This is a genomic window from Devosia sp. (genome assembly GCF_014860165.1).
Taxonomy (GTDB): Bacteria; Pseudomonadota; Alphaproteobacteria; order Rhizobiales; family Devosiaceae; genus Devosia.
In genome coordinates, this window is record NZ_JACZKG010000028.1 from 45,179 (window position 1) to 64,258 (window position 19,080).

20 protein-coding genes and 3 tRNA genes are annotated in these 19,080 nt (G+C 63.4%); 10 read left to right on the plus strand and 13 right to left on the minus strand.

The features are described from left to right. Positions 1-30: 30 nt before the first annotated feature. The 6 genes from IH615_RS06650 to IH615_RS06675 form a co-directional block, all read right to left on the minus strand. Entirely contained in the window at positions 31-1,170 is a 1,140-nt protein-coding gene (locus IH615_RS06650) for a Gfo/Idh/MocA family oxidoreductase (protein WP_291360838.1), read from the minus strand. A 1-nt stretch (position 1,171) separates the two neighbouring features. After that, positions 1,172-1,921, minus strand: coding sequence for a sugar phosphate isomerase/epimerase (locus tag IH615_RS06655; RefSeq protein WP_291360839.1), 750 nt, complete (start codon positions 1,919-1,921; stop codon positions 1,172-1,174). Positions 1,922-2,106: 185 nt separating this feature from the next. Beyond that, the gene (gene ugpC / locus IH615_RS06660; RefSeq protein WP_291360840.1) at positions 2,107-3,192 is read right to left on the minus strand and encodes a sn-glycerol-3-phosphate ABC transporter ATP-binding protein UgpC; all 1,086 of its coding nucleotides are present in this window, start codon (positions 3,190-3,192) and stop codon (positions 2,107-2,109) included. 4 nt (positions 3,193-3,196) lie between these two features. Further along, the gene (locus IH615_RS06665; protein WP_291360841.1) at positions 3,197-4,126 is read right to left on the minus strand and encodes a carbohydrate ABC transporter permease; all 930 of its coding nucleotides are present in this window, start codon (positions 4,124-4,126) and stop codon (positions 3,197-3,199) included. Further along, positions 4,123-5,082, minus strand: coding sequence for a sugar ABC transporter permease (locus IH615_RS06670; protein ID WP_291360842.1), 960 nt, complete (start codon positions 5,080-5,082; stop codon positions 4,123-4,125). Before IH615_RS06670 ends, IH615_RS06665 begins: the two co-directional genes overlap by 4 nt. Positions 5,083-5,196: 114 nt before the next feature. Then, entirely contained in the window at positions 5,197-6,435 is a 1,239-nt protein-coding gene (locus IH615_RS06675; protein WP_291360843.1) for an ABC transporter substrate-binding protein, read from the minus strand. Positions 6,436-6,662: 227 nt separating this feature from the next. Here IH615_RS06675 and IH615_RS06680 point away from each other — a divergent pair, with 227 nt between their 5' ends. The 5 genes from IH615_RS06680 to IH615_RS06700 all read left to right on the plus strand — a co-directional run bounded on the left by IH615_RS06680 (position 6,663) and on the right by IH615_RS06700 (position 9,205). Further along, a complete protein-coding gene (locus IH615_RS06680) occupies positions 6,663-7,739 on the plus strand; it encodes a LacI family DNA-binding transcriptional regulator (RefSeq protein WP_291360844.1) in 1,077 nt (358 codons plus the stop codon). 58 nt (positions 7,740-7,797) lie between these two features. After that, a tRNA-Arg gene (locus tag IH615_RS06685) sits at positions 7,798-7,874 on the plus strand. A 110-nt stretch (positions 7,875-7,984) separates the two neighbouring features. Continuing rightward, on the plus strand, positions 7,985-8,278 hold the full coding sequence (locus tag IH615_RS06690) for a hypothetical protein (protein ID WP_291360846.1): 294 nt from the start codon (positions 7,985-7,987) through the stop codon (positions 8,276-8,278). A gap of 44 nt (positions 8,279-8,322) precedes the next feature. After that, positions 8,323-8,754 carry an acyltransferase family protein gene (locus IH615_RS06695; RefSeq protein WP_366484862.1) on the plus strand — a complete coding sequence of 144 codons (432 nt, stop codon included), beginning with the start codon at positions 8,323-8,325 and terminating at the stop codon, positions 8,752-8,754. A 169-nt stretch (positions 8,755-8,923) separates the two neighbouring features. Continuing rightward, the gene (locus IH615_RS06700; protein WP_291360849.1) at positions 8,924-9,205 is read left to right on the plus strand and encodes a PilZ domain-containing protein; all 282 of its coding nucleotides are present in this window, start codon (positions 8,924-8,926) and stop codon (positions 9,203-9,205) included. Here the strand turns inward: IH615_RS06700 and IH615_RS06705 are convergent. Further along, positions 9,202-9,603, minus strand: coding sequence for a metalloregulator ArsR/SmtB family transcription factor (locus IH615_RS06705; protein ID WP_291360850.1), 402 nt, complete (start codon positions 9,601-9,603; stop codon positions 9,202-9,204). The two genes, IH615_RS06700 and IH615_RS06705, sit on opposite strands and share 4 nt — an antisense overlap. A gap of 185 nt (positions 9,604-9,788) precedes the next feature. On the opposite strand from IH615_RS06705, the gene IH615_RS06710 reads away from it, so the two are divergent. Then, complete coding sequence (locus IH615_RS06710) at positions 9,789-10,472, plus strand: hemolysin III family protein (protein ID WP_291360851.1); 684 nt, start codon at positions 9,789-9,791, stop codon at positions 10,470-10,472. On the opposite strand, the gene IH615_RS06715 is transcribed toward IH615_RS06710, so the two are convergent. After that, positions 10,473-10,955 (minus strand): DUF192 domain-containing protein, encoded by a 483-nt coding sequence (locus IH615_RS06715; protein WP_291360852.1) that lies wholly within the window; start codon positions 10,953-10,955, stop codon positions 10,473-10,475. A gap of 12 nt (positions 10,956-10,967) precedes the next feature. Beyond that, positions 10,968-11,591, minus strand: a complete 624-nt coding sequence (locus IH615_RS06720) for a cold-shock protein (RefSeq protein WP_291360854.1) — start codon at positions 11,589-11,591, stop codon at positions 10,968-10,970. A 175-nt stretch (positions 11,592-11,766) separates the two neighbouring features. On the opposite strand from IH615_RS06720, the gene IH615_RS06725 reads away from it, so the two are divergent. The 4 genes from IH615_RS06725 to IH615_RS06740 all read left to right on the plus strand — a co-directional run bounded on the left by IH615_RS06725 (position 11,767) and on the right by IH615_RS06740 (position 13,072). Further along, entirely contained in the window at positions 11,767-12,183 is a 417-nt protein-coding gene (locus IH615_RS06725) for a VOC family protein (protein WP_291360856.1), read from the plus strand. 141 nt (positions 12,184-12,324) lie between these two features. Continuing rightward, complete coding sequence (locus IH615_RS06730; protein ID WP_291360857.1) at positions 12,325-12,801, plus strand: D-Ala-D-Ala carboxypeptidase family metallohydrolase; 477 nt, start codon at positions 12,325-12,327, stop codon at positions 12,799-12,801. A 71-nt stretch (positions 12,802-12,872) separates the two neighbouring features. Then, positions 12,873-12,947: transfer RNA gene (locus IH615_RS06735), tRNA-Glu, on the plus strand. A gap of 50 nt (positions 12,948-12,997) precedes the next feature. Then, positions 12,998-13,072 (plus strand) — tRNA-Glu (locus IH615_RS06740). A gap of 90 nt (positions 13,073-13,162) precedes the next feature. Here IH615_RS06740 and IH615_RS06745 read toward each other — a convergent pair. From IH615_RS06745 to IH615_RS06760, 4 genes are all read right to left on the minus strand, one after another. After that, a complete protein-coding gene (locus IH615_RS06745) occupies positions 13,163-14,398 on the minus strand; it encodes a cyclopropane-fatty-acyl-phospholipid synthase family protein (protein WP_291360859.1) in 1,236 nt (411 codons plus the stop codon). Between the two features lie 189 nt (positions 14,399-14,587). Then, the gene (gene recJ, locus IH615_RS06750) at positions 14,588-16,378 is read right to left on the minus strand and encodes a single-stranded-DNA-specific exonuclease RecJ (protein ID WP_291360860.1); all 1,791 of its coding nucleotides are present in this window, start codon (positions 16,376-16,378) and stop codon (positions 14,588-14,590) included. 175 nt (positions 16,379-16,553) lie between these two features. Further along, positions 16,554-17,540, minus strand: a complete 987-nt coding sequence (gene glpX, locus IH615_RS06755) for a class II fructose-bisphosphatase (RefSeq protein WP_291360861.1) — start codon at positions 17,538-17,540, stop codon at positions 16,554-16,556. Between the two features lie 38 nt (positions 17,541-17,578). Continuing rightward, entirely contained in the window at positions 17,579-18,919 is a 1,341-nt protein-coding gene (locus tag IH615_RS06760) for a homoserine dehydrogenase (RefSeq protein ID WP_291360901.1), read from the minus strand. Positions 18,920-19,080: the final 161 nt, after the last annotated feature.

A 19,080-nucleotide genomic window follows, 5' to 3' on the forward strand; every position in this document is an offset into this window, starting at 1 on the left:
GTGATGCCTGTCAATGAGGTACGCACCTCATTACTTCAGCAGGGCCTGGGCCTGTGCCGGCGTAAGGGCCAACGGCCGTTCGCAGGTGGTCGACAAGGTCAGCACCTGGCCGCTTTCGCCGGCCTTGAGCAGGCTGGTCATCACGTCCACCGCATGCAGCGCGACATCGAGCCCGCAGCGGGCACGGTAGCCTCCATCGATGGAGGCCATCATGTCGGCGAGGCCGGCAGCGCGATAGTTGGCGCGCGGCTGGTCGGTATCGAGGCCCTGATTTGGCTTGCCGAAGGGATGATCCCAAGGGGTGACCTTGGAGCGTTCGCCGGCAATGTTGGCCGTGACCAGGTCGCCGCCGAAGAAGTTAGGATCGGGCACGAAGATCGAGCCATCGGTGCCGTAGAGCTCGATATTGTGGTGGCCATGAGCCGCCACATCCCAGCTGGCGCCGATGGTGACGATTGCGCCGGAGACGAATTCGAGCACGCCGTGGATGGTCGTGGGCGTACCCACCTTGACGAAGGTGCCCTTGTAGGGACCTTCGGCGGTCACTTCACGCTCTGATCGGGCCATATTGGTGAAGGCCGACAGGCGCTTCACCGGTCCGAGCAGGTGGATCAGGTCGGTGACATAGTAGGGGCCGAGATCGAGGATGGGGCCGGCACCGGGCTGGAAGAAGAATTCCGGATTGGGATGCCAATGCTCCATGCCGCGGCTCATGACATGCATGGTGCCGCTCATGATCTTGCCGAGCTGGCCGCTGTCGATGATCTCACGGGCCTGCTGATGAGCGCCGCCCAGGAAAGTATCGGGAGCAGAACCGACCTGCAGGCCACGATCGTCTGCAGCCTTCTTGAGCGCCATGCCCTCTTCGAGCGACAGCACGAAGGGCTTTTCCGAATAGGCGTGCTTGCCCGCCGAGACGATATCCATCGACACCGAATAGTGGGTCGCCGGGATCGTGAGATTCACGATCACGTCGATTTCTCTGTTCTTGAGCAACTCGTCGGGAGTCTGCGCCTTGACGCCGAATTCCTCGGCGCGCTTCTGGGCGGCGGCGGGGAGAATGTCGGCGACGGCGCGGACCTCGAGCCCCTTGAACAGGGGCGCGAGGCGCAGGTAGGCACTCGAGATATTGCCGGCACCCATGATGCCGACGCCAAAGGTCTTGGCCATGCTAAACTCCGTAGCCCTTGAGGGTTGCCATCGACGTCCGGGCAAAGCGAATGGCGTCGCTCGGCTTGTCATGCTCGAGAACGAAGTACTTCGCCTGCGTCTTGGCCTTCACTTCGGCAATGTAGTGCTTCCAATCCAGTGTGCCGGTGCCAACGTCGGCCCAGCCATCTTCATCTGCCTTCTCGCCAGCGGGGGCGATATCCTTGACGTGGACGGCGGTGATGCGGCTGCCGAACCGGTCCAGCCAGACCAGCGGGTCTTCATTGGCCTTGATGACCCAGGCCAGATCCATTTCCCACTGCGTGTCGGGGGAAGCCGCCAGGATCAGTTCCATCGGGGTCTTGCCGCTCGCATCCTTGGTGAATTCCCAATGATGGTTGTGATAGCCGAAGCCCTTGCCCGCCTTCTTGAAGGCGGCAGCGATCTTGCCGAGACCCTCGGCGAATTCCTGCCAGTCGCCGGTGCCGTTGCGATAGGCGTCAGAGGGCGGCGCCGGGCAATAGACGGTCTGGATACCGACCGTGTCGGCGATCTTGAGCGCGGCATCGGTGTCGGTCAGCTGACCATAACCCATATGGGCAGTCGGCATGGTCAGCCCGGCGGTCTTGAGGCTCTGCGCCAGCGCTGCGGGGTCGGCGAACTGGCCGCCCCAACCTTCAACCTGAGCATAGCCCAGCGACTTCAGCGTCTTGAGGGTCTCATCGAGCGAAGCTTCGTTGCGGGCGCTGTAGAGTTGGTATGAGAAGTCCATTTTGGCCTCTTGTAACGTTAGAATGGGCACTTGGCCCCGCAAATGGCGGGGTCTGAGCTAAAGATGTTCGATTGGTCTGTCGCGCATTACCGGCAGGCGCAATGCTTGAAAAGTAACATCGGCGGGCAAAGTCAGGCGAAAGCGGGGCGCCCGGAGGCGCCGCCGCGGAACGGGCATCGAATTAGTCAGAGACGGTTGGTCGTCTCCGAGTTGAAGATGGAACCACGAGCCGGGTCGAAGCCGACGACCAGCTTCTGGCCGACGGCCAGATGCACGTCGCTGTCGACGCGGAAGGTCACCGCCTTGCCGGCGATCTTGGTCCAGGCCAGCGTGTCGGAGCCCATGGGCTCGACAATCTCGATCTCGATTTCCTGCGTGAAGGGCATGCGCTTGACGTCGTCACCCAGCACGATGTGTTCCGGGCGTACGCCCAGCACCGCCTTGGTGCCGGCAGCAGCCGGCGTGGTGAACTCGTAGGTACCCACCGGGATCACCGTGCCGTCTTCGGCGGTGAAGGTGTCGCCGTTCAGCGTGCCATGCAGCATGTTCATCTGCGGCGAGCCAATGAAGCCGGCGACATAGAGATTGACCGGCTTGTTGTAGATGGTGTGCGGGTCGCTGAGCTGCTGGATGACACCATTCTTCATGACGGCGATGCGGTCGGCCAGCGTCAGGGCCTCGATCTGGTCGTGGGTCACGTAGATCATGGTGTTCTTCAGGCGCTGATGCAGCCGCTTGATCTCGACGCGCAGATCCGAGCGGAGCTTGGCATCGAGGTTGGACAGCGGCTCGTCGAACAGGAACACATCCACGTCACGCACCAGGGCACGGCCGATGGCTACGCGCTGGCGCTGACCGCCGGACAGTTCCACCGGCTTGCGCTGCAGCAGCGGCTGAATCTGGAGGATTTCGGCGGCGCGGGAAACGCGGCGTTCGATCTCGTCCTTCTTCATGCCGGCAACGCGCAGGCCGAAGCTTAGGTTACGCTCCACGGTCATCTGCGGGTAGAGCGCATAAGACTGGAACACCATGCCGATGCCGCGGTCCTTGGGTTCTTCCCAGGTGACATTCTTGCCACCGATGAAGATCTGGCCATCGGAGACGTCGAGCAGGCCGGCAATGCAGTTGAGCAGGGTCGACTTGCCGCAGCCCGAAGGCCCGAGCAGGACGATGAATTCACCCTGGGCGATGTCGAGGTCGAGATGCTCGAGGACCTTCACATTGCCGAAGTTGAGGGACAGATCCCTGATGGAAACACTGTGTTGCGTCATGGATTTAACCCTTCACCGCACCGGCGGCGATGCCGCGGACGAACCATTTACCCGAGATGAAATAGACAGCCAGCGGCACGGCAGCGGTCAGGATGGTCGCTGCCATGTGCACGTTGTATTCGCGCACGCCAGTTGTCGTGTTGACGATGTTGTTGAGCTGTACGGTCATCGGCATGTTTTCGCGACCGGCGAAGACGGTGCCGAACAGGAAGTCGTTCCAGATGCCGGTGACCTGCAGGATAACCGCCACGATGGTGATCGGCACGGCCATTGGCACCATGATCTGGAAGAATATCTGCCAGAACCCTGCCCCGTCGACGCGCGCTGCCTTGAACAATTCGGGCGGCAGGGCGGCGAAGAAGTTGCGGAACAGCAGTGTCAGGATGGGCATGCCGAAGATGGTGTGGATGATGATGATGCCCGGGAAGGTGCCGAACAGGCCGATTTCGCGCATGCCGATGATCAGCGGATAGATCACCACCTGGTAGGGTACGAAGGCACCGAAGACCAGCAGGCCGAACAGGACGTTGGCGCCCTTGTACTTCCAGAACGACAGCGCATAGCCATTGAGGGCCGCGATCACGATCGAGATGGCCGTGCCAACCACGGTGATCTTGACCGAGTTCAGGAAGCCGGGCTTGAGGCCGTTGCAGTCACGACCGGTACAGGCGGTGTCCCAGGCCTTGAGCCAGGGCTCGAAGGTGATCTGCTGCGGCCACTGGAAGATGTTGCGCAGCTGGATTTCCGGCATCGCCTTGAGCGATGTCACCACCATGACCCAGAGGGGCATGAGGAAAAAGAGCGCGGCCAGGATGAGGAACACATAGACGCCGACGCGGGCGATGGTCAGCGTTTTCGGCTTGGCGCCACGCGGACCGGCCTCGATGCGAGATCCGGTGACGGCGGAGGAGGCGAGCGTTTCCGTGGTCATCATGCCTTCTCCTTGACCTGGTTGGCGCGCCACTGCGCGAAGGCCTGCACGCCGAGCAGGACGATCACCGGCAGCAGCATCATGGTCGCGGCGGCCATGCCCAGGCCGACATTGGAGCGGTCGGTAATATGCTGGATGACGAAGACGGCGGGCATCTGGGTGGAGATGCCGGGGCCGCCCTGGGTCATGGCGACGATCAGGTCATAGACGCGGACAACGCCGACGCATTGCAGAATGAAGGCGGTGAGGATGGCGCCGCGCATCATGGGCAGCACGATGAAGAGATAGGTGCGCCAGGCCGGGATGCCGTCGATCTTGGCGGCCTTCCAGATTTCGCTGTCCACGCCGCGCAGACCGGCCAGCATGATGGCCATGGTCACGCCAACGCCGTTCCAGATGCCGGCGACGACGAGGCCGTAGATGGCAGTGCTGGAATTGACCAGCGGCGCGAAGGCGAACTCGGTGAAGCCCCAGCCGCGAACGGTGGCCTGAATGCCGTAGTTCGGATCGAGGATCCAGCGCCAGACCAGGCCCGTGATCACCAGCGACATGGCGAATGGATAGAGGAAAATCGAGCGGAACCAGTCTTCCGCCTTGATGCGCTGGTCCATGAACACGGCCAGCAGATAGCCGGCGGTCATGTTGGCAACGATCGAGAGCAGGCCGAAGAACCAGATATTGTTGACCGAGATCAACCAGCGGCCGGTGGACCACAGGCGAGCATACTGGTCGGTGCCCACGAAGTTCTCGGCGGCGAAGGCCGGGAAAATGCGGGAATTCGTGAACGAAAGCACGAATGAATAGATGATGCAGATGACGAAGACGCCGACAGCGGTGGCGATCATCGGCGTGGTGCCGACAATGGACATGAGCGTCGACAGGCGGAACGGCTTCCGCCCAGAGGACGAGGCTGCCTTGATGACAGCACCCCCCTCTTTGGCCGTAGCAAGCTGAGCCATGACGATTTCCCTTATGGGTCGATGTGAAGGGCGGTCCGACTCAGGCGCGACCAGTTTTGCCCCAAATGCAAACCGGGTGGCCCTTGATGGGTCACCCGGTTCGTCCACTATGGATTATTCAGCCGACGCGATGATGTCGACGAAGCGCTGCTGGATCTCCTCGACCGTCAGGTCGGGGTTGGACCAGGCTTCAGCCCACAGATCGTCCATCTGGCCGATCGAGTCCTGGGTCAGGTAGATGCCTGCGCCCTGGATCACGTGGTTCGGGTCCTTGAGGATCTCGAGGCCAGCCTTCATGCAATCGTCGGCGAGGGACATGTCAACGTCGTCACGCACCGGGAGCGAACCCTTGGCGTTGTTGAACAGGGCCTGGACCTGCGGATTGACCATCATGGAGGCCATCTTCAGCTGGGCAGCTTCAACAGCTGCGTCGTCCTGCTTGGGGAACAGGAAGATGTCGCCGCCGGTGTCGAGGTACGGCTGTTCAGCCGGGCCAGCGATACAGGCATAGTCGACACCGGGCTGCTCGCCGGCAACGGCGAATTCGCCACGAGCCCAGTCACCCATGATCTGCAGGGCGGCCTGGTCCTGGATCACGAGGTTGGTCGTGTCGTTCCAGGTGCGGTTGGCCGAACCTTCGTCGGTCAGGCCCTTGAGGCTCTTGAAGATCTCGATGGCATGCTTGACTTCGGGGCCACCGGCAACGTCGAGGTTGCGATCCTTGTAGATGGCCTCGTGGCCTTCCTTGCCGAGCTGGGAGAGCATGACGACGCCCATGGCGCCACCGATCTGCCAGGCTTCACCACCGATAGCGAACGGAATGATGCCCGCTTCCTGCAGCTTGGGAGCGGCAGCGATGAAATCGTCAAGGTTCTTCGGCAGCGGAACGCCAGCCTTTTCAAAGGCGGGAACCGAAGCCCAGGCCCACTGCCACGAGTGAATGTTCACCGGGACGCAGTAGATCTTGCCTTCGAATTCGCAGACTTCGAGAATGGCAGCCGGACGGATGAAATCGCGCCAGCCTTCCGAGTCGGCAAGCGGGGTCAGGTCGAGCAGCAGGCCGGCTTCGGCGAGTTCTTCGAACTGACGGCTGATGTTGAACTGAGCGGCGCCCGGAGGATCGCCACCGAGGGTACGCTGCAGCGTAGCCGAACGGGCGTTTTCACCACCGGCAATGGCGGTATCGACCCACTTGTCTTCGCCCAGGGCGTCGAACTCGCGAGCGAAAACCGAAACGGCGGCCTGTTCGCCACCCGACGTCCACCAATGGATAACTTCGACGTCCGCTGCATTAACAGCGGTGGAGCCGAGCAAAGCAGTTGCCATAGCGGCAACCACTGCAAACTTCTTCATAGGTTGTCCTCCCAACGATCACTTGGAGCGAAACGCTCCCGCGAAGCTGCCAGCCGCAAGGTTGCCTTCTTGTGAGACATCCCGAGCTGGCGGCGTGTAATCGATTGCATTTTCGGGTCCCGAAATCTCTGCAATCGATTGCATGAGTTTCGTACACGCCTTGCGCACCTGTCAAGATCGAATTAGACAGAATGGGTTACTGACAGCGAGAGGGGGCGCTGCCAGACATGAGTTTGGTAAAAAAAACGCCGACAATTCAAGATGTTGCGCGTTTCGCCAACGTCTCGACGGCCACTGTCAGCCGCGCCCTTTCGAGCCCCGAAAGGGTGAGCGAGCAGACCCGCGCGCGCATTTCAGAGGCGGTGCGCGTCACCGGCTATACACCCAACCAGTCGGCCCGCTCGCTGCGCCAGAAGACGGCCCGGACGATCCTGGTTGCCCTGCCCGATATCGGCAATCCGTTCTTCTCGGTGATCCTGGACGCGGTGGAGCGCGAGGCGGCGGCGCGCGGCTATGGCGTGCTGGTGGCCAACCGTTTCTCCGGGGGCGATTCCGGGGTGCGGATGCGCGACTATTTCATGTCCAACCGGGTGGATGGGCTGCTGCTGTTCGACGGGTCGGTCGATCTTGAACAGCTGATGATGCTCACCGGCGAGCCGACGCCGTTTCCGCTCATCGTGGTCTGCGAGGAAATTCCCAATGCGCCGTTCCACACGGTGAAGACGGACAACAGCTATGCGGCGGAGCAGGCGACCCGCCACCTGATCGAGCTGGGTCACCGCCGTATCGGCCATATCAGAGGACCTGATGGCAATGTGCTGACCGGAGAGCGCGAGGCCGGGTTCCGGCGGGCCATGCAGGCCGCCGGCCTTGAGGCGCGGCCGGAATGGATGCTGCCGGGCGCTTTTGACATGGATTCAGGGGTGGTCGCGGCGCAGCATTTCGTGCGTCTGGAGGCTCGCCCGACGGCGATCTTTGCGGCCAATGATGAAAGCGCCATCGGGTTCATTTCCGGCCTGCGCCAGCACGGGCTCGATTGCCCGGGCGATGTCTCTGTCGTTGGCTTCGACGACCTGGCACTGGCGGCGCATGTGTGGCCACCGCTCACCACGATGCGGCAGCCACGGGCGGCGCTGGGGCGGATCGCGGCTGGCGCCCTCATCGACGTGATCGAGGGCGAGCGGCACAGCCGGGTGCCCATGCATATGGTGCTGAGCTCTGAATTGATCGTGCGCGGCAGTACGGCCAGACCCCCTGCCCTCGTGGCGCCGCTCGCCACCCCGCCTGCCCTCGCCGCACGCTGATCGCCGCAACAAGGGCGTTTCCTTTGGGCAGAAATCGGGTAAAGGGGACACCTGCGCTGGTCCCGTAGCTCAGCTGGATAGAGCAGCAGCCTTCTAAGCTGTTGGTCGGGGGTTCGAGTCCCTCCGGGATCGCCAGTATTTCAACCACGTTTGGTAAATCCCGCCCTGGGGAAGTTGATTTACCGGGACGATCGATCGACAGCCAACCCGACATCTGCCACGTTGCCGCGACTGGAGATTTGTCTATGCCGCCACGATTTGCAAAATTGCTGCTTTCTGCCGCGCTCATCATGGGCGTTACCCAAGGCGTCATGGCCGAAACCTACCGCCTTGAAGTATCGGGGATCAGGCCATTCAAACTGTTTGTTGAAGGTGGCACTGTGCGTCGGCTCCCCACCGAAAATGGCAGCATCTATGAAGTCACCATGGAAGACGACCGTTGCGAGACCGTCGTAAGGGCCCAGATGCACGGGGACACGCTGCGCATCAATTACAATGTCTGTACCGGACAAGGCATCAGCATCGGCATGCGGCGGTAGAACCTCGGCATGTCTGAAGCCAGAAGTCCCGCCGAGAATCGATCCTGGCCGGGGCACTGCTTGCCGCGGTCTTTCAGCGGTATCCAGCCAAGGCTCTCATTTGGCCAGCCCTGGTCATGCTGGCTTCGCTCGCACCGTTCCTGCTCATCTATACCGAGACCGACCACCCGATCGAGCTGCTGTTGGGCTGGCGCGGGCTCGCGCTGACAGCAGCAACGATCGCTTTCGTGTGCGCGGCGGTCTATCTCAGGGAACCAGCCGGTTATGCCAGAGAGGCAGCGAAGATCGTCGGGGCCCTGAGTTACCCCATCTACCTGCTGCACCCGTTGGCCTATCTGGCTGTTGAGAAACTGGGCGTTGTCAGCACCTGGCCGAAACTGGCGGCGGCGGCGACCATGACCGTTGTCCTCTCGCTGATAGTCTGGCGGATTGTCGAGCTTCCGGCCCGTGAATTCGGACGCCGGGCGTTTCCTTAAGGGGAGATCCAGTCTGGCCTCGACGCAGGTGCGTGGTCCGTCAACCAAGCGCGACCTGGCCAAGGCTCGCTAAAATTGTGCGGACGCGGTTGGGGCGCCGCTAACGGCGTTTCGTCGCGGATAGCGGGGCTTAAGAATTCGGCAAGGCCCACCCCGCTAGCTGGAGGGTATGCGTGACCTTACTACCCTCTTCGCCGGCAAGTCGCCCCTCAAGCTCGAACGCCGCATCGCACCGCGCCGAAACACCGCCATCGAAGCTACGATCACCTTTGGTCACACTCGCCTTGGCTGCATTATCCGTAACGTTTCCGATACGGGTGCGAAGCTGGAAGTGGCCAAGGTTGCGGGTATTCCCGACATTTTCCTGCTGCATGCGCCCGGGCACCGGCCGCAGACCTGCCGCGTGGTCTGGCGGGCGCTCAAGGAATTGGGCGTGGAGTATCGGGACTAAAAGTCGAAGCCCATCTGGGATGCAGCCTTTTGCGGAGGTTGCGGCGCCGGGGCTTTAGGGGCCGCTGACGTCGCCACTGGCGTGGCTGCAACCCGGATGGCCTTGTCCGCCACCGGCCTCGTCTCCGGCTTTGTCGCCGCCCCCTGCACCGTGTCCAGCCAATCGCGCACCGGCTTCAGCCGTGCGGCATGCAGCGCGTAGCGATTTTCCCGCCCCGCCTTTTTCTCGCTGATCAGCCTTGCCTGCTTGAGCACACGCAGGTGGCGCGAGATCGCCGGGCGGCTGATGTCGAACGACCCAGCCAGTATGTGCACCGGTTGAGGCCCCTTGTGCAGGATTTCAATGATGCGGCAACGGGTTGGGTCAGCGAGAGCGACCAGGACGGCGATGGGCGGCATGGCGTATCCGTAAGGTTGTCCGCTGCAGTAGTAACGGTCGCGTTACGCGTCAAGTGCGGGCCTTGCGAGGCAACCGGTTATTCACCAGATGCGTTGAGGTGGGCTTTACGATGCCGTACCAATCCGACGGCCATGCAATAAACTGGTGACTTCCCGGCGCCACACTCGGGACAAGGAGCAGGCCCGTGCAGGAATCGGCGACCAAATATTCATGGTGGAGCCGCGAACAGCGGCCCTATAGCCGCGCCGAACTGGTGGTGGACGGCGCGGTCCATGTGTTCGGCCTTATCGTCGCCATCGCCGCGGGGTCGATCCTGCTGGCCTTTGCGATTCTTGAAACCGCGCCGGAGGTAGCCCCGGCCCTGGTGGTCTATGTCGGTTCGCTGGTGGCCGTGCTGGGCGTGTCGCTGGCCTATAATCTGTGGCCGGTATCGCCCATCAAGATGGTGCTGGCGCGGTTTGACCAGGCGGCCATTTTCCTGTTCATAGCCGGGACCTATACGCCGTTCCTGGCTGTGCTGGGCGGCACCACGACGGGCGTGCTGATGACGAGCTTCGTGTGGGGCGCGTCGCTGGTCGGGGTGGCGCTCAAGCTGATCGTGCCCGAACGCTTCGGGCGGCTGGCCATCGCTCTCTATCTCGCCATCGGCTGGAGCGGCATCCTGGTGTTCCAGTCACTGGCCCAGACGTTGCCAGCGACCACCTTGTGGCTGCTGCTGGCGGGTGGCGTCACCTATTCCCTGGGGATCGTCTTTCACCTGTGGGAAAGGCTCAAGTTTCAGAATGCGGTGTGGCATGTCTTCGTGGTGACCGGCGCCAGCCTGCATCTGTGGGCGGTGATCGACTGCATGGTCATCCACCGGCTGTAGTCAGTCCGCCGGCTTGCCCACCAATGCGTGTTCCATCGTGTCGCCCGGCTCGAGGCCGATCTCGACCGAGCGGCCGCCGGGGATTTCCAGCACAAACTGCACCGGCACTTCCGAGGGAATGGACGTGACGTCATGTGGCCGGGCGTTGACGTGAATGGTCTTCACCACCCCATCGGACCCCACGAAGATCATATCGAGCGGGATGAAGGTGTTGCGCATCCAGAAGGAAACCTCGCGCTCCTCCTTGAAGTCGAACAGCATGCCCGCATCGTCGGCGAGCTCCTGCACGAACATCAGCCCCTTGGCCCGGCTTTCGGGCGTATCGACGACTTCGACGTTGAAGCCATAGTCGCCGGTGGCGGTGTGGAGCACCAGCTTGCCCTCATCGCTGCAGGCCGCCAGCGGCAGGGCCACCATGGCGATAGCCATCGCTACCGCGGCGCGGCGGAGCACCGGGGCGAAGCCTTGGGCAAAGATGAACATAGAGTAGTGATCCTAGTGGGAGGACGGCGCGTCGCCCCAACCGTCGGGCCGAATTTCGGCGACCATAAGGCCCTTGGGGCCATTGCCGTAGCGAACCAACACATACTGGCCCGGCCGGAGTTCGGTGATGCCGAAACGGCGCAGGGTTTCCATATGGACGAACACGTCGGGCGTACCCTCGCCGGCCGAGAGGAAACCGAAGCCGCGGATGCGGTTGAACCACTTGACCTCGAGCCGCACCATGCCGGAGGTCGGCTCCACCACGACATGGGTGCGCGGCGCTGGCATCTGGGCGGGGTGGCGGGCGGTGGATTCATCCATCGAGACGATGCGGAAGGCCTGCAGGCCGCCGGGGCGATTGAGGGCCTCGACGACAATGCGGGCCCCCTCATAGGCGGTCTGGTAGCCGTCGCGGCGCAGGCAGGTCACATGCAGCAGCACATCGGGCATGCCATTGTCGGGTACGATGAAGCCGAAGCCCTTGCCGGCATCGAACCATTTGATGGCGCCGGAGACCTCGATGGTCGCATCGGGACCGGCTTCACCGGAGGACAGGGCATGGCCACGGCTCGCCGACCCTGCCTCTTCGGACAGCATCGCGGCATCATCGCCTTCGCCAGTGAACTTGGCCCCCATATTCCCAAAGCCCTTTTTTACTCGCCCCGCCGCCGCGAGGTACACCACAAGACACGAAGCACACTGTGTCCGATTCAAATGCAATTGTTAAGAGTCTGTTTGGAATTGCGCCGGTTGCGGCGCACGACAGGGCTTGATAGGCCACCGGTATCGATTTCGACAGGAGGAATGCACCGTGAAATACCTGCACACCATGGTCCGGGTGACCAATGTCGAGGACAGCCTGCGCTTCTACTGCGAGGGGCTGGGGCTGGAGGAGGTGCGCCGGAGCGAGAACGAGAAGGGCCGCTATACGCTGATCTTCCTGCGGGCGCCCGGTGACACGGGCGGCGAGGTGGAGCTGACCTATAACTGGGATCCGGAGGAATATACCGGCGGCCGCAATTTCGGCCACCTGGCCTATCGCACGGACGATATCTACAAGCTCTGCCAGCACCTTATGGATATGGGCGTCACCATCAACCGGCCGCCACGCGACGGGCACATGGCCTTCGTGCGCTCGCCGGACGGGATCTCCGTGGAGCTGATCCAGGACGGGTCCCTGCCCCCGCAGGAGCCGTGGCTGTCGATGCCGAACACCGGCAAGTGGTGATTCCGTGCTAGCGGATCGTTAACGCTTCGCTAACCCTTGTGCTTAGCCGGGGGTTAGCGAAACCGCTGGTATTTTAGCGACTTCACAGAACGGGCCATTGCCTGTTGCGTCCGCGCAACAGGCGGTCACTCGGAAGCCGCCATGCATACCACAACCCGCTCCATTGCCGCCCTCGTGGTCACCGTCTTCATGCTGGCGGCCTGTGCGCCGCTGGCGATGTTCGCCAGCTCCAGCGGCGCCGGCTATGCCGGCAAGCGCAGCGACTGGGGCACCTTCGTCTCGAGCCGCGAGGTCAACGCGCTCTGCATCGCCCCCAAGCTGCGCTTCCTGATCTGGGAATTTGAGGGTCACTTCGGCAAGAAGGTAATCATGAGCTCGGGCTACCGGGACGGCCAGCATAATTCGGCGGCCGGGGGCGCGGATAATTCCTATCACACCAGGTGCATGGCCGCCGATTTCTACATTCCCGGCGTCGACAAGGGCCAGCTCATCGCCTTTGCCATGAATACCGGCAGCGTGGGCGGGCTGGGCTGCTATCCGGGCAAGCAGTTCATCCATGTCGACGTGCGCGATCGCCCGCGCGGCTACAACCGGCCCGTGACTTTCTCGGGCTGTTAAAAAAATCCCGTTTGCGCCAACAAGGGGTTGCGCATCGGAAATCACCCAACTATACGACCACCAGCGCTTAGGCGCCCTTCGTCTATCGGTTAGGACGGCACCCTTTCACGGTGCAGAGAGGGGTTCGACTCCCCTAGGGCGTACCATTCCTACTTCAGTGGGAATGGCCTATACTAAGTTAGAAGTTCCTAGGTTCGCGGCCATCGTCTATCGGTCAGGACGGCACCCTCTCACGGTGCAGAGCGGGGTTCGATTCCCCGTGGCCGTACCAGGAACTCTTCCCTCAGTGTTTGTGACAACAACGCCGCTTCGGGCGTCGGCATCTGGTGGCGGGAGCTTGAGTCAGACAGCGAGCGGCGGCCTAAGCCGGCTTGCGATACTGATAGATCCCGACGTCGATCGAGCCTTCGGTGAAGCCCGCCTCGCAATAGCTGAGGTAATAGACCCATTTGCGCTTGAATTCTTCGTCATAGCCGAGCGGGGCGATCATCGGCCAGCGCTCGAGGAAGCGTTCGCGCCAGAGCTTGAGCGTACGGGCATAGCTGAGGCGGAAGGTTTCGACGTTTTCGAGCACGAGATTGTACTTGTCGCCGAACTCCTGCATCACCGTCTTGGTCAGCAGCATGCCACCGGGGAAGATGTAGCGCTGGATGAAGTCCGGACCGCTGCGATAGCCGTCGAAATCGGCCTCGTTGATGGTGATGGCCTGGATGGCGGCCGTGCCGCCGGGCTTCAGTCGATCGTGAATGGTCTGGAAATAGCTCGGCCAGTTGTCCTCGCCCACGGCCTCGATCATCTCGATGGAGCCGATATGGTCGTATTGACCCTCGGTGTGGCGATAGTCTTCGAAGACCAGGGTGGCATATTTGTCGAGGCCCTGCCGCGCCAGCCGCTCCAGCCCGAACTTGAGCTGTTCGGCCGACAGGGTGATGCCGCGCAGGTTGGCCTTGTAGTCGCGCGCCACGGTTTCGGCGAAGCCTCCCCAGCCGCAGCCGATCTCCAGCACCGAGGAGCCTTCGGTGATGCCAGCCATGTCAGCCACACGGTGATATTTGGCGAGCTGGGCTTCCTCCAGGCTCTGATCCCCCGACGTGAAGACTGCCGACGAATAGGTCATGGATGGATCGAGCCATTGGCCATAGAAGTCGTTGCCGAGGTCGTAGTGCTCGGCAATGTTCTTCTTTGAGCCTTCGAGCGTGTTGCGGCGCGACAGGTGATAATGCAGGTCGCCCGCGGCGCGTCGGAAAAACCCCGGATTGGCGTTCTCGAACATGTCGCGATTCTGCAGGAAGAAGCGGAACAGGGCCGTCAGGTCGTCCGCCTCGACATCGCCTGCCATATAGGCAGCGGCGAAGCCGACCGTGCCGCGCTGCATGGCCTCGCTCAGAACCCGGAAATTGTTGAGGCGCAGGATGGCGTGCTCGCCGGTCGACGGATTGCCGACGGTGCGCGTACGGCCATTGGGAAAGATGACGGTCAGGGCGCCGTGGCGGGGCTTGCCGATGAGCGCGACGCCAATGCGTTCGATTGCCCAGGAGGCAAAGCTGGTCCAGGGCGTTACGCCGGTATTGGTGTTGTCAGCTACTGACTTGGTCATCGTGCCGCTTGATCCAAATTAAAAACCTGGTGGCAGCGCTTGCGCGACCGCCTCAATCTGAGCATCGGTGGCACAGCAACAAGCGATGAAAAACAGCGCGTCTCAAGCATGCCCACCACCACACTCTAGCGGTGATAAATGGATATGCAAGCAGCAGTTTCAATAGGCTAGCGGGGGCCGAGCGGCGGGCTAGGCCTTGGGCCTGGCGAGGTCCGTCAGGCGGAATTGCACCTGCTCGCGGCCCTGGTAGTGATCGATGGAGAGCGAGCCGGCGAAGTGGAACGCGGAGTCGCCGTCGCGCAGCAGAGCATCGCCGATGGCGGTATTGGCGGCGCGGAAGGCGATGGCCTTGAGGCGGGCGCCATCTTCCGAGACCAGCGCGAAGCTGACATGGCCGCCCTTGCCGACGACCTGGGCGAACTTGGCGCGGTGGGCAGGAAAGGCGAAGACCGGGCCGGGATTGCCTGCGCCGAAGGGCCCTGCCCGCTCCAGATCATGCACCAGATCGAGGCTGGCGCCGCGCGCGGTCAACGCGGCGTCGACGGCAAGCGCCGTGGCAGCGCGGGCCGCGGTGACGTCGAGCGACAGCGCGTCAGCGAGGAAAGAGCGGAACGCGCCGAGTTGCCCCGGCTTGATGGTGACCCCCGCCGCCATGGCATGGCCGCCACCCTTGGCAATGAGGCCTCGCTCCACCGCCTCGATGACGGCGCGGCCGAGGTCGACGCCCGGCATGGAGCGGCCGGAGCCGGTGCCGGCGCCGTCCGGCCCGAGGGCAATGGCGAAGGCGGGGCGCTCGAAGCGCTCGCGCAGGCGGGCGGCAATGAGGCCGGCGACGCCCGGATGCCAGTTGGCGGAGGCAAGGACGAGGACCGGTGGCCCCTCGCCGCTGCCGATTTCCATCTCCGCGACGGCGGCGGCTTCTTCCACCGCCTCCACCTCGATGCGCTGCCGTTCGGAATTGAGTTCGTCGAGCCGGGCGGCGATGGCGAGGGCGTGATGCTCGTCGTCGATGGTCAGGAGTTCCGTGCCCATGGCGGCATTGCCGATACGGCCGCCGGCATTGATGCGCGGACCGATCAGAAAGCCGAGATGATAGGGGTTGATGGGTCCGCTGAGCCGCGCCGCCAAAGCGAGGGCCGCGATGCCCTTGTTGTCGCCGCGCCGGGCGACCTCCAGACCACGGACGACAAAGGCGCGGTTGAGCCCGGTAAGCGGAACCACGTCGCAGACCGTGGCCAGCGCCACCAGGTCGAGCAGCTTGAGCAGATCCGGCAGGCCGGTATCACCCCGATTGCGCAGCGTGCGGTTGACCGCCACCAGCACCATGAAGGTGACGCCGGCGGCGCAGAGATAGCCGAGTCCGGAGATATCGTCGGGGCGGTTGGGGTTGACCAAAGCCGTGGCGTCGGGAAGCTCGTGGTCGGAGAGATGGTGGTCGATGACCAGCACGTCGGCACCCCTGCCCCGCGCATGGGCAATTGGACCGTCACTGGTGGTGCCGCAGTCGAGGGTGATGATCAGCGTCGCGCCGGCATCGATCAGCTTGTCCATGGCGGCGACGTTGGGGCCATAGCCCTCGAAGATGCGGTCGGGGATATGCACCTGCGGCTCGATGCCGAAATGGCGCAGATAGCGCGCCATGAGCGCGCAGGAGCAGGCGCCGTCGACGTCATAGTCGCCGAACAGGGCAATGGACTCGTTGTCGGTAATGGCCCTGGCGAGCCGGTCGGCCAGCGCATCCATGGCCGTCAACGTGGAGGGATCGGGCATCAGCCCGCGAATGGTGGGTTCGAGATAGGCCTCGGCCTCGTCCAGGCCCACCCCGCGGGCGGCGATGACGCGGGCGAGAATTTCGGAAATGCCCGTGCGCTGCGAGATGGCAGTGGCTATGCGGGTGGTGGTGGCATCGAGCCGGTCGATCCACGCGCGGCCGGTAACCGAGCGGGAGACGTCGAGGAAAGGGCGCGGCGCATCGAGCATGGGGCAGAGGTAGGCGATTTGGGAGGTGGTGGGAAGAGCCGGGCGTGAACCAGCGGCACTTCAAAAACTGGATCGTCACCCTCGGGCTTGACCCGAGGGCGTTGCACTTCCCGTAACCCGGCAAGTGAAGAGCCCTCGGGTCAAGCCCGAGGGTGACGGCCGGTGGGGGGGAACGCTACCGTGCGTGCCTCGCCTTGATCCAGCGCACGGTCTGGCTCCAGGAGCGCATGACGATGGTGCTGGTCTGGACGGAATTGCGCCGCAGGCGGACGCCTTCGAGCAAGGTGCCGTCGGTGACGCCGGTAGCGGCCACCAGCACGTCGCCGGCGGCCAGCTCGCTCACGTCATAGATGCGGTTCGGGTCTTCGATGCCCATGGCGCGGGCGCGTTCGCGCTTGGGGGGCGTGTCGAGGATGAGCTTGCCCTGCATCTGGCCGCCGATGCAGCGCAGCGCCGCAGCGGCGAGGACGCCCTCAGGGGCGCCGCCGGAGCCGAGATAGATGTCGATGCCGGTATCCTCGGTATTGACCGCGTGGATGACGCCGGCAATGTCGCCGTCGCTGATCAGCTTGACGGCGACGCCGGTGGTGCGCAGTTCCTCGATCAGGCCGGCATGGCGCGGTCGGTCGAGCACGATGGCGGTAATTTCGCTCAGCGGCACGCCCTTGGCCTTGGCGAGGGCCCGGACATTTTCGGTGGCCGTCCAGTCGATATGGACGGTGCCGGGTGCATATTCGGCGCCGATGGCAATCTTGTGCATGTAGACATTGCGGGCGACGTTCAGCAGCCCGCCGCGCTCGGCCATTGCCAGGACCACGATCGAATCGGGCTGGTTCTTGGCGCAGAGGGTGACGCCTTCCAGCGGGTCGACGGCGATGTCGACTTCCGGCCCCTGCCCGTTTCCGACGGACTGGCCAATGAAGAGATCGTCGCACTCATTGGCTTCGCCTTCGCCGATGACGATGCGGCCGGAAATGGAGACGCGGTCGAGTTCGGCCTTCATGGCCTTGACGGCAGCCTCGTCGGCGGCCTGCTCGTCGCCCTTGCCGCGCCATTCGGCAGCCGCGATGGCCGCGCGCTCGGTGACGCGCACCAGCTCCAGGGTCAGGCTGCGGTGAAGATTGGCGGGGCTCTTGTCGCCCTCGACCTTGCTCAGCTTCATCTTGGTTCCCCCCGGGCCAGACTTGCCCGAGACGGGTGTCAGAGCGTTTCGATCCGGATCAACTGCGGTTCACCCACGATAAACCCGTCGGCGGCGATCTGCGCAAGCGATTCACGCACAGCCGATTCCAAAGTCTGTTGAGTGATCATCACCACGGTGCGGGTGGGCGAGCCATCCAGCGCCACTGCCTTAGCGTTCAAATCCGACCGCTGGATGACGGAGTCGATGGAAATGGCGTGCTCGGCCATGCGGCTGGCAATGGCGGCGAGAGCGCCGGGCACGTCCTTGGCGTTGAGGCGGATATAGTAGCCCCCGTCATGGGCGCGCATCGGGGCCTGCTTGTAGGGCAGCAGTTCCTCGCTGGGCACGCCAAGCGGCGGCACGCGCGTGCCGCGGGCGATATCGAGGATATCCGACAGCACCGAGGACGCCGTCGGCGGGCCGCCGGCGCCGGGGCCGGCCAGCAGCAGTTCGTGCACATGGTCGGTTTCGAGGGCCACCGCGTTCATCACCCCATCGACGCCGGCAATGGCGCTGCCCTTGGGCACGAAGGTGGGATGCACGCGCTGCTCGATGCCCTCATCGGTGCGCTGAGCGATACCGAGCAGCTTGATCTTGTAGCCCAGTTCGGCGGCCACCTTGATGTCGTGCTGGGTGATGCGGGAAATGCCCTCGACCCGGATCTGGTCGGGGGCGATCTCGTAGCCGAAGCACAGGGTGGCGAGGATCGAGAGCTTGTGGGCGGTGTCAAAACCCTCGACATCGAAGGTCGGGTCGGCCTCGGCATAGCCCAAAGCCTGCGCATCCTTCAGGCAATCGGCGAAACTGATGTCCTCGTTGCCCATGCGGGTGAGGATATAGTTGCAGGTGCCGTTCATGATGCCGAACACCTTGGCGATGCGGGCCGAGCCCAATCCCTCGCGCAGGGTTTTGATGACGGGGATGCCACCGGCGACAGCGGCCTCGAAGCCGAGCTGGGCGCCCGATTCCTCGGCCATGCGGGCCAGGGTCACGCCATGCTTGGCCAGCAGTGCCTTGTTGGCGGTGACCACTGGCCTACCGATTTCAAGCGCGGCCTTCACGGCCGCAAACGCGGGACCGTCTTCGCCGCCGATCAGCTCGACGAAGAGATCGATGCCGTCGGATTTGGCCAGTGCCACCGGGTCGTCGAACCACTCGAGGCCGGAAATATCAATGCCGCGGTCGCGGGAACGCGAGCGCGCGGCAACGGCCGTCACGACGAGCTGGCGCCCCAGTTTTTTCGTGAGTTCGGCGCCGTCCTTCTGGAGGATGCGGACGAGCGTGGCGCCGACATTGCCAAGGCCGGCCACGCCGACGCGCAGCGGCGCCTGGGTCTCGCCATCGCCGAAATCCTGCATGGCCTTGAGGATGCGGGCGCGCGTATCGGAGCGCGGTTCGCGGCCCTCGCGCAGGTCGAACACGAACAGCGGATCGCCCGCAACGGTGCGGCCAAACCGGGTCGGCGTCCAGCCGCGGGCGGAGATGAAGGATTCGACGGATTGGCGAAAGGAGGCGATGT

Coding starts and splice junctions, on each gene's coding strand:
- IH615_RS06650 (WP_291360838.1), bottom strand. CDS start 1,170: ATGGCCAAGACCTTTGGCGTCGGCATCATGGGTGCCGGCAATATCTCG.
- IH615_RS06655 (WP_291360839.1), bottom strand. CDS start 1,921: ATGGACTTCTCATACCAACTCTACAGCGCCCGCAACGAAGCTTCGCTC.
- ugpC (WP_291360840.1), bottom strand. CDS start 3,192: ATGACGCAACACAGTGTTTCCATCAGGGATCTGTCCCTCAACTTCGGC.
- IH615_RS06665 (WP_291360841.1), bottom strand. CDS start 4,126: ATGATGACCACGGAAACGCTCGCCTCCTCCGCCGTCACCGGATCTCGC.
- IH615_RS06670 (WP_291360842.1), bottom strand. CDS start 5,082: ATGGCTCAGCTTGCTACGGCCAAAGAGGGGGGTGCTGTCATCAAGGCA.
- IH615_RS06675 (WP_291360843.1), bottom strand. CDS start 6,435: ATGAAGAAGTTTGCAGTGGTTGCCGCTATGGCAACTGCTTTGCTCGGC.
- IH615_RS06680 (WP_291360844.1), top strand. CDS start 6,663: ATGAGTTTGGTAAAAAAAACGCCGACAATTCAAGATGTTGCGCGTTTC.
- IH615_RS06690 (WP_291360846.1), top strand. CDS start 7,985: ATGCCGCCACGATTTGCAAAATTGCTGCTTTCTGCCGCGCTCATCATG.
- IH615_RS06700 (WP_291360849.1), top strand. CDS start 8,924: ATGCGTGACCTTACTACCCTCTTCGCCGGCAAGTCGCCCCTCAAGCTC.
- IH615_RS06705 (WP_291360850.1), bottom strand. CDS start 9,603: ATGCCGCCCATCGCCGTCCTGGTCGCTCTCGCTGACCCAACCCGTTGC.
- IH615_RS06715 (WP_291360852.1), bottom strand. CDS start 10,955: ATGTTCATCTTTGCCCAAGGCTTCGCCCCGGTGCTCCGCCGCGCCGCG.
- IH615_RS06720 (WP_291360854.1), bottom strand. CDS start 11,591: ATGGGGGCCAAGTTCACTGGCGAAGGCGATGATGCCGCGATGCTGTCC.
- IH615_RS06730 (WP_291360857.1), top strand. CDS start 12,325: ATGCATACCACAACCCGCTCCATTGCCGCCCTCGTGGTCACCGTCTTC.
- IH615_RS06745 (WP_291360859.1), bottom strand. CDS start 14,398: ATGACCAAGTCAGTAGCTGACAACACCAATACCGGCGTAACGCCCTGG.
- recJ (WP_291360860.1), bottom strand. CDS start 16,378: ATGCTCGATGCGCCGCGCCCTTTCCTCGACGTCTCCCGCTCGGTTACC.
- glpX (WP_291360861.1), bottom strand. CDS start 17,540: ATGAAGCTGAGCAAGGTCGAGGGCGACAAGAGCCCCGCCAATCTTCAC.
- IH615_RS06760 (WP_291360901.1), bottom strand. CDS start 18,919: ATGCAGGATTTCGGCGATGGCGAGACCCAGGCGCCGCTGCGCGTCGGC.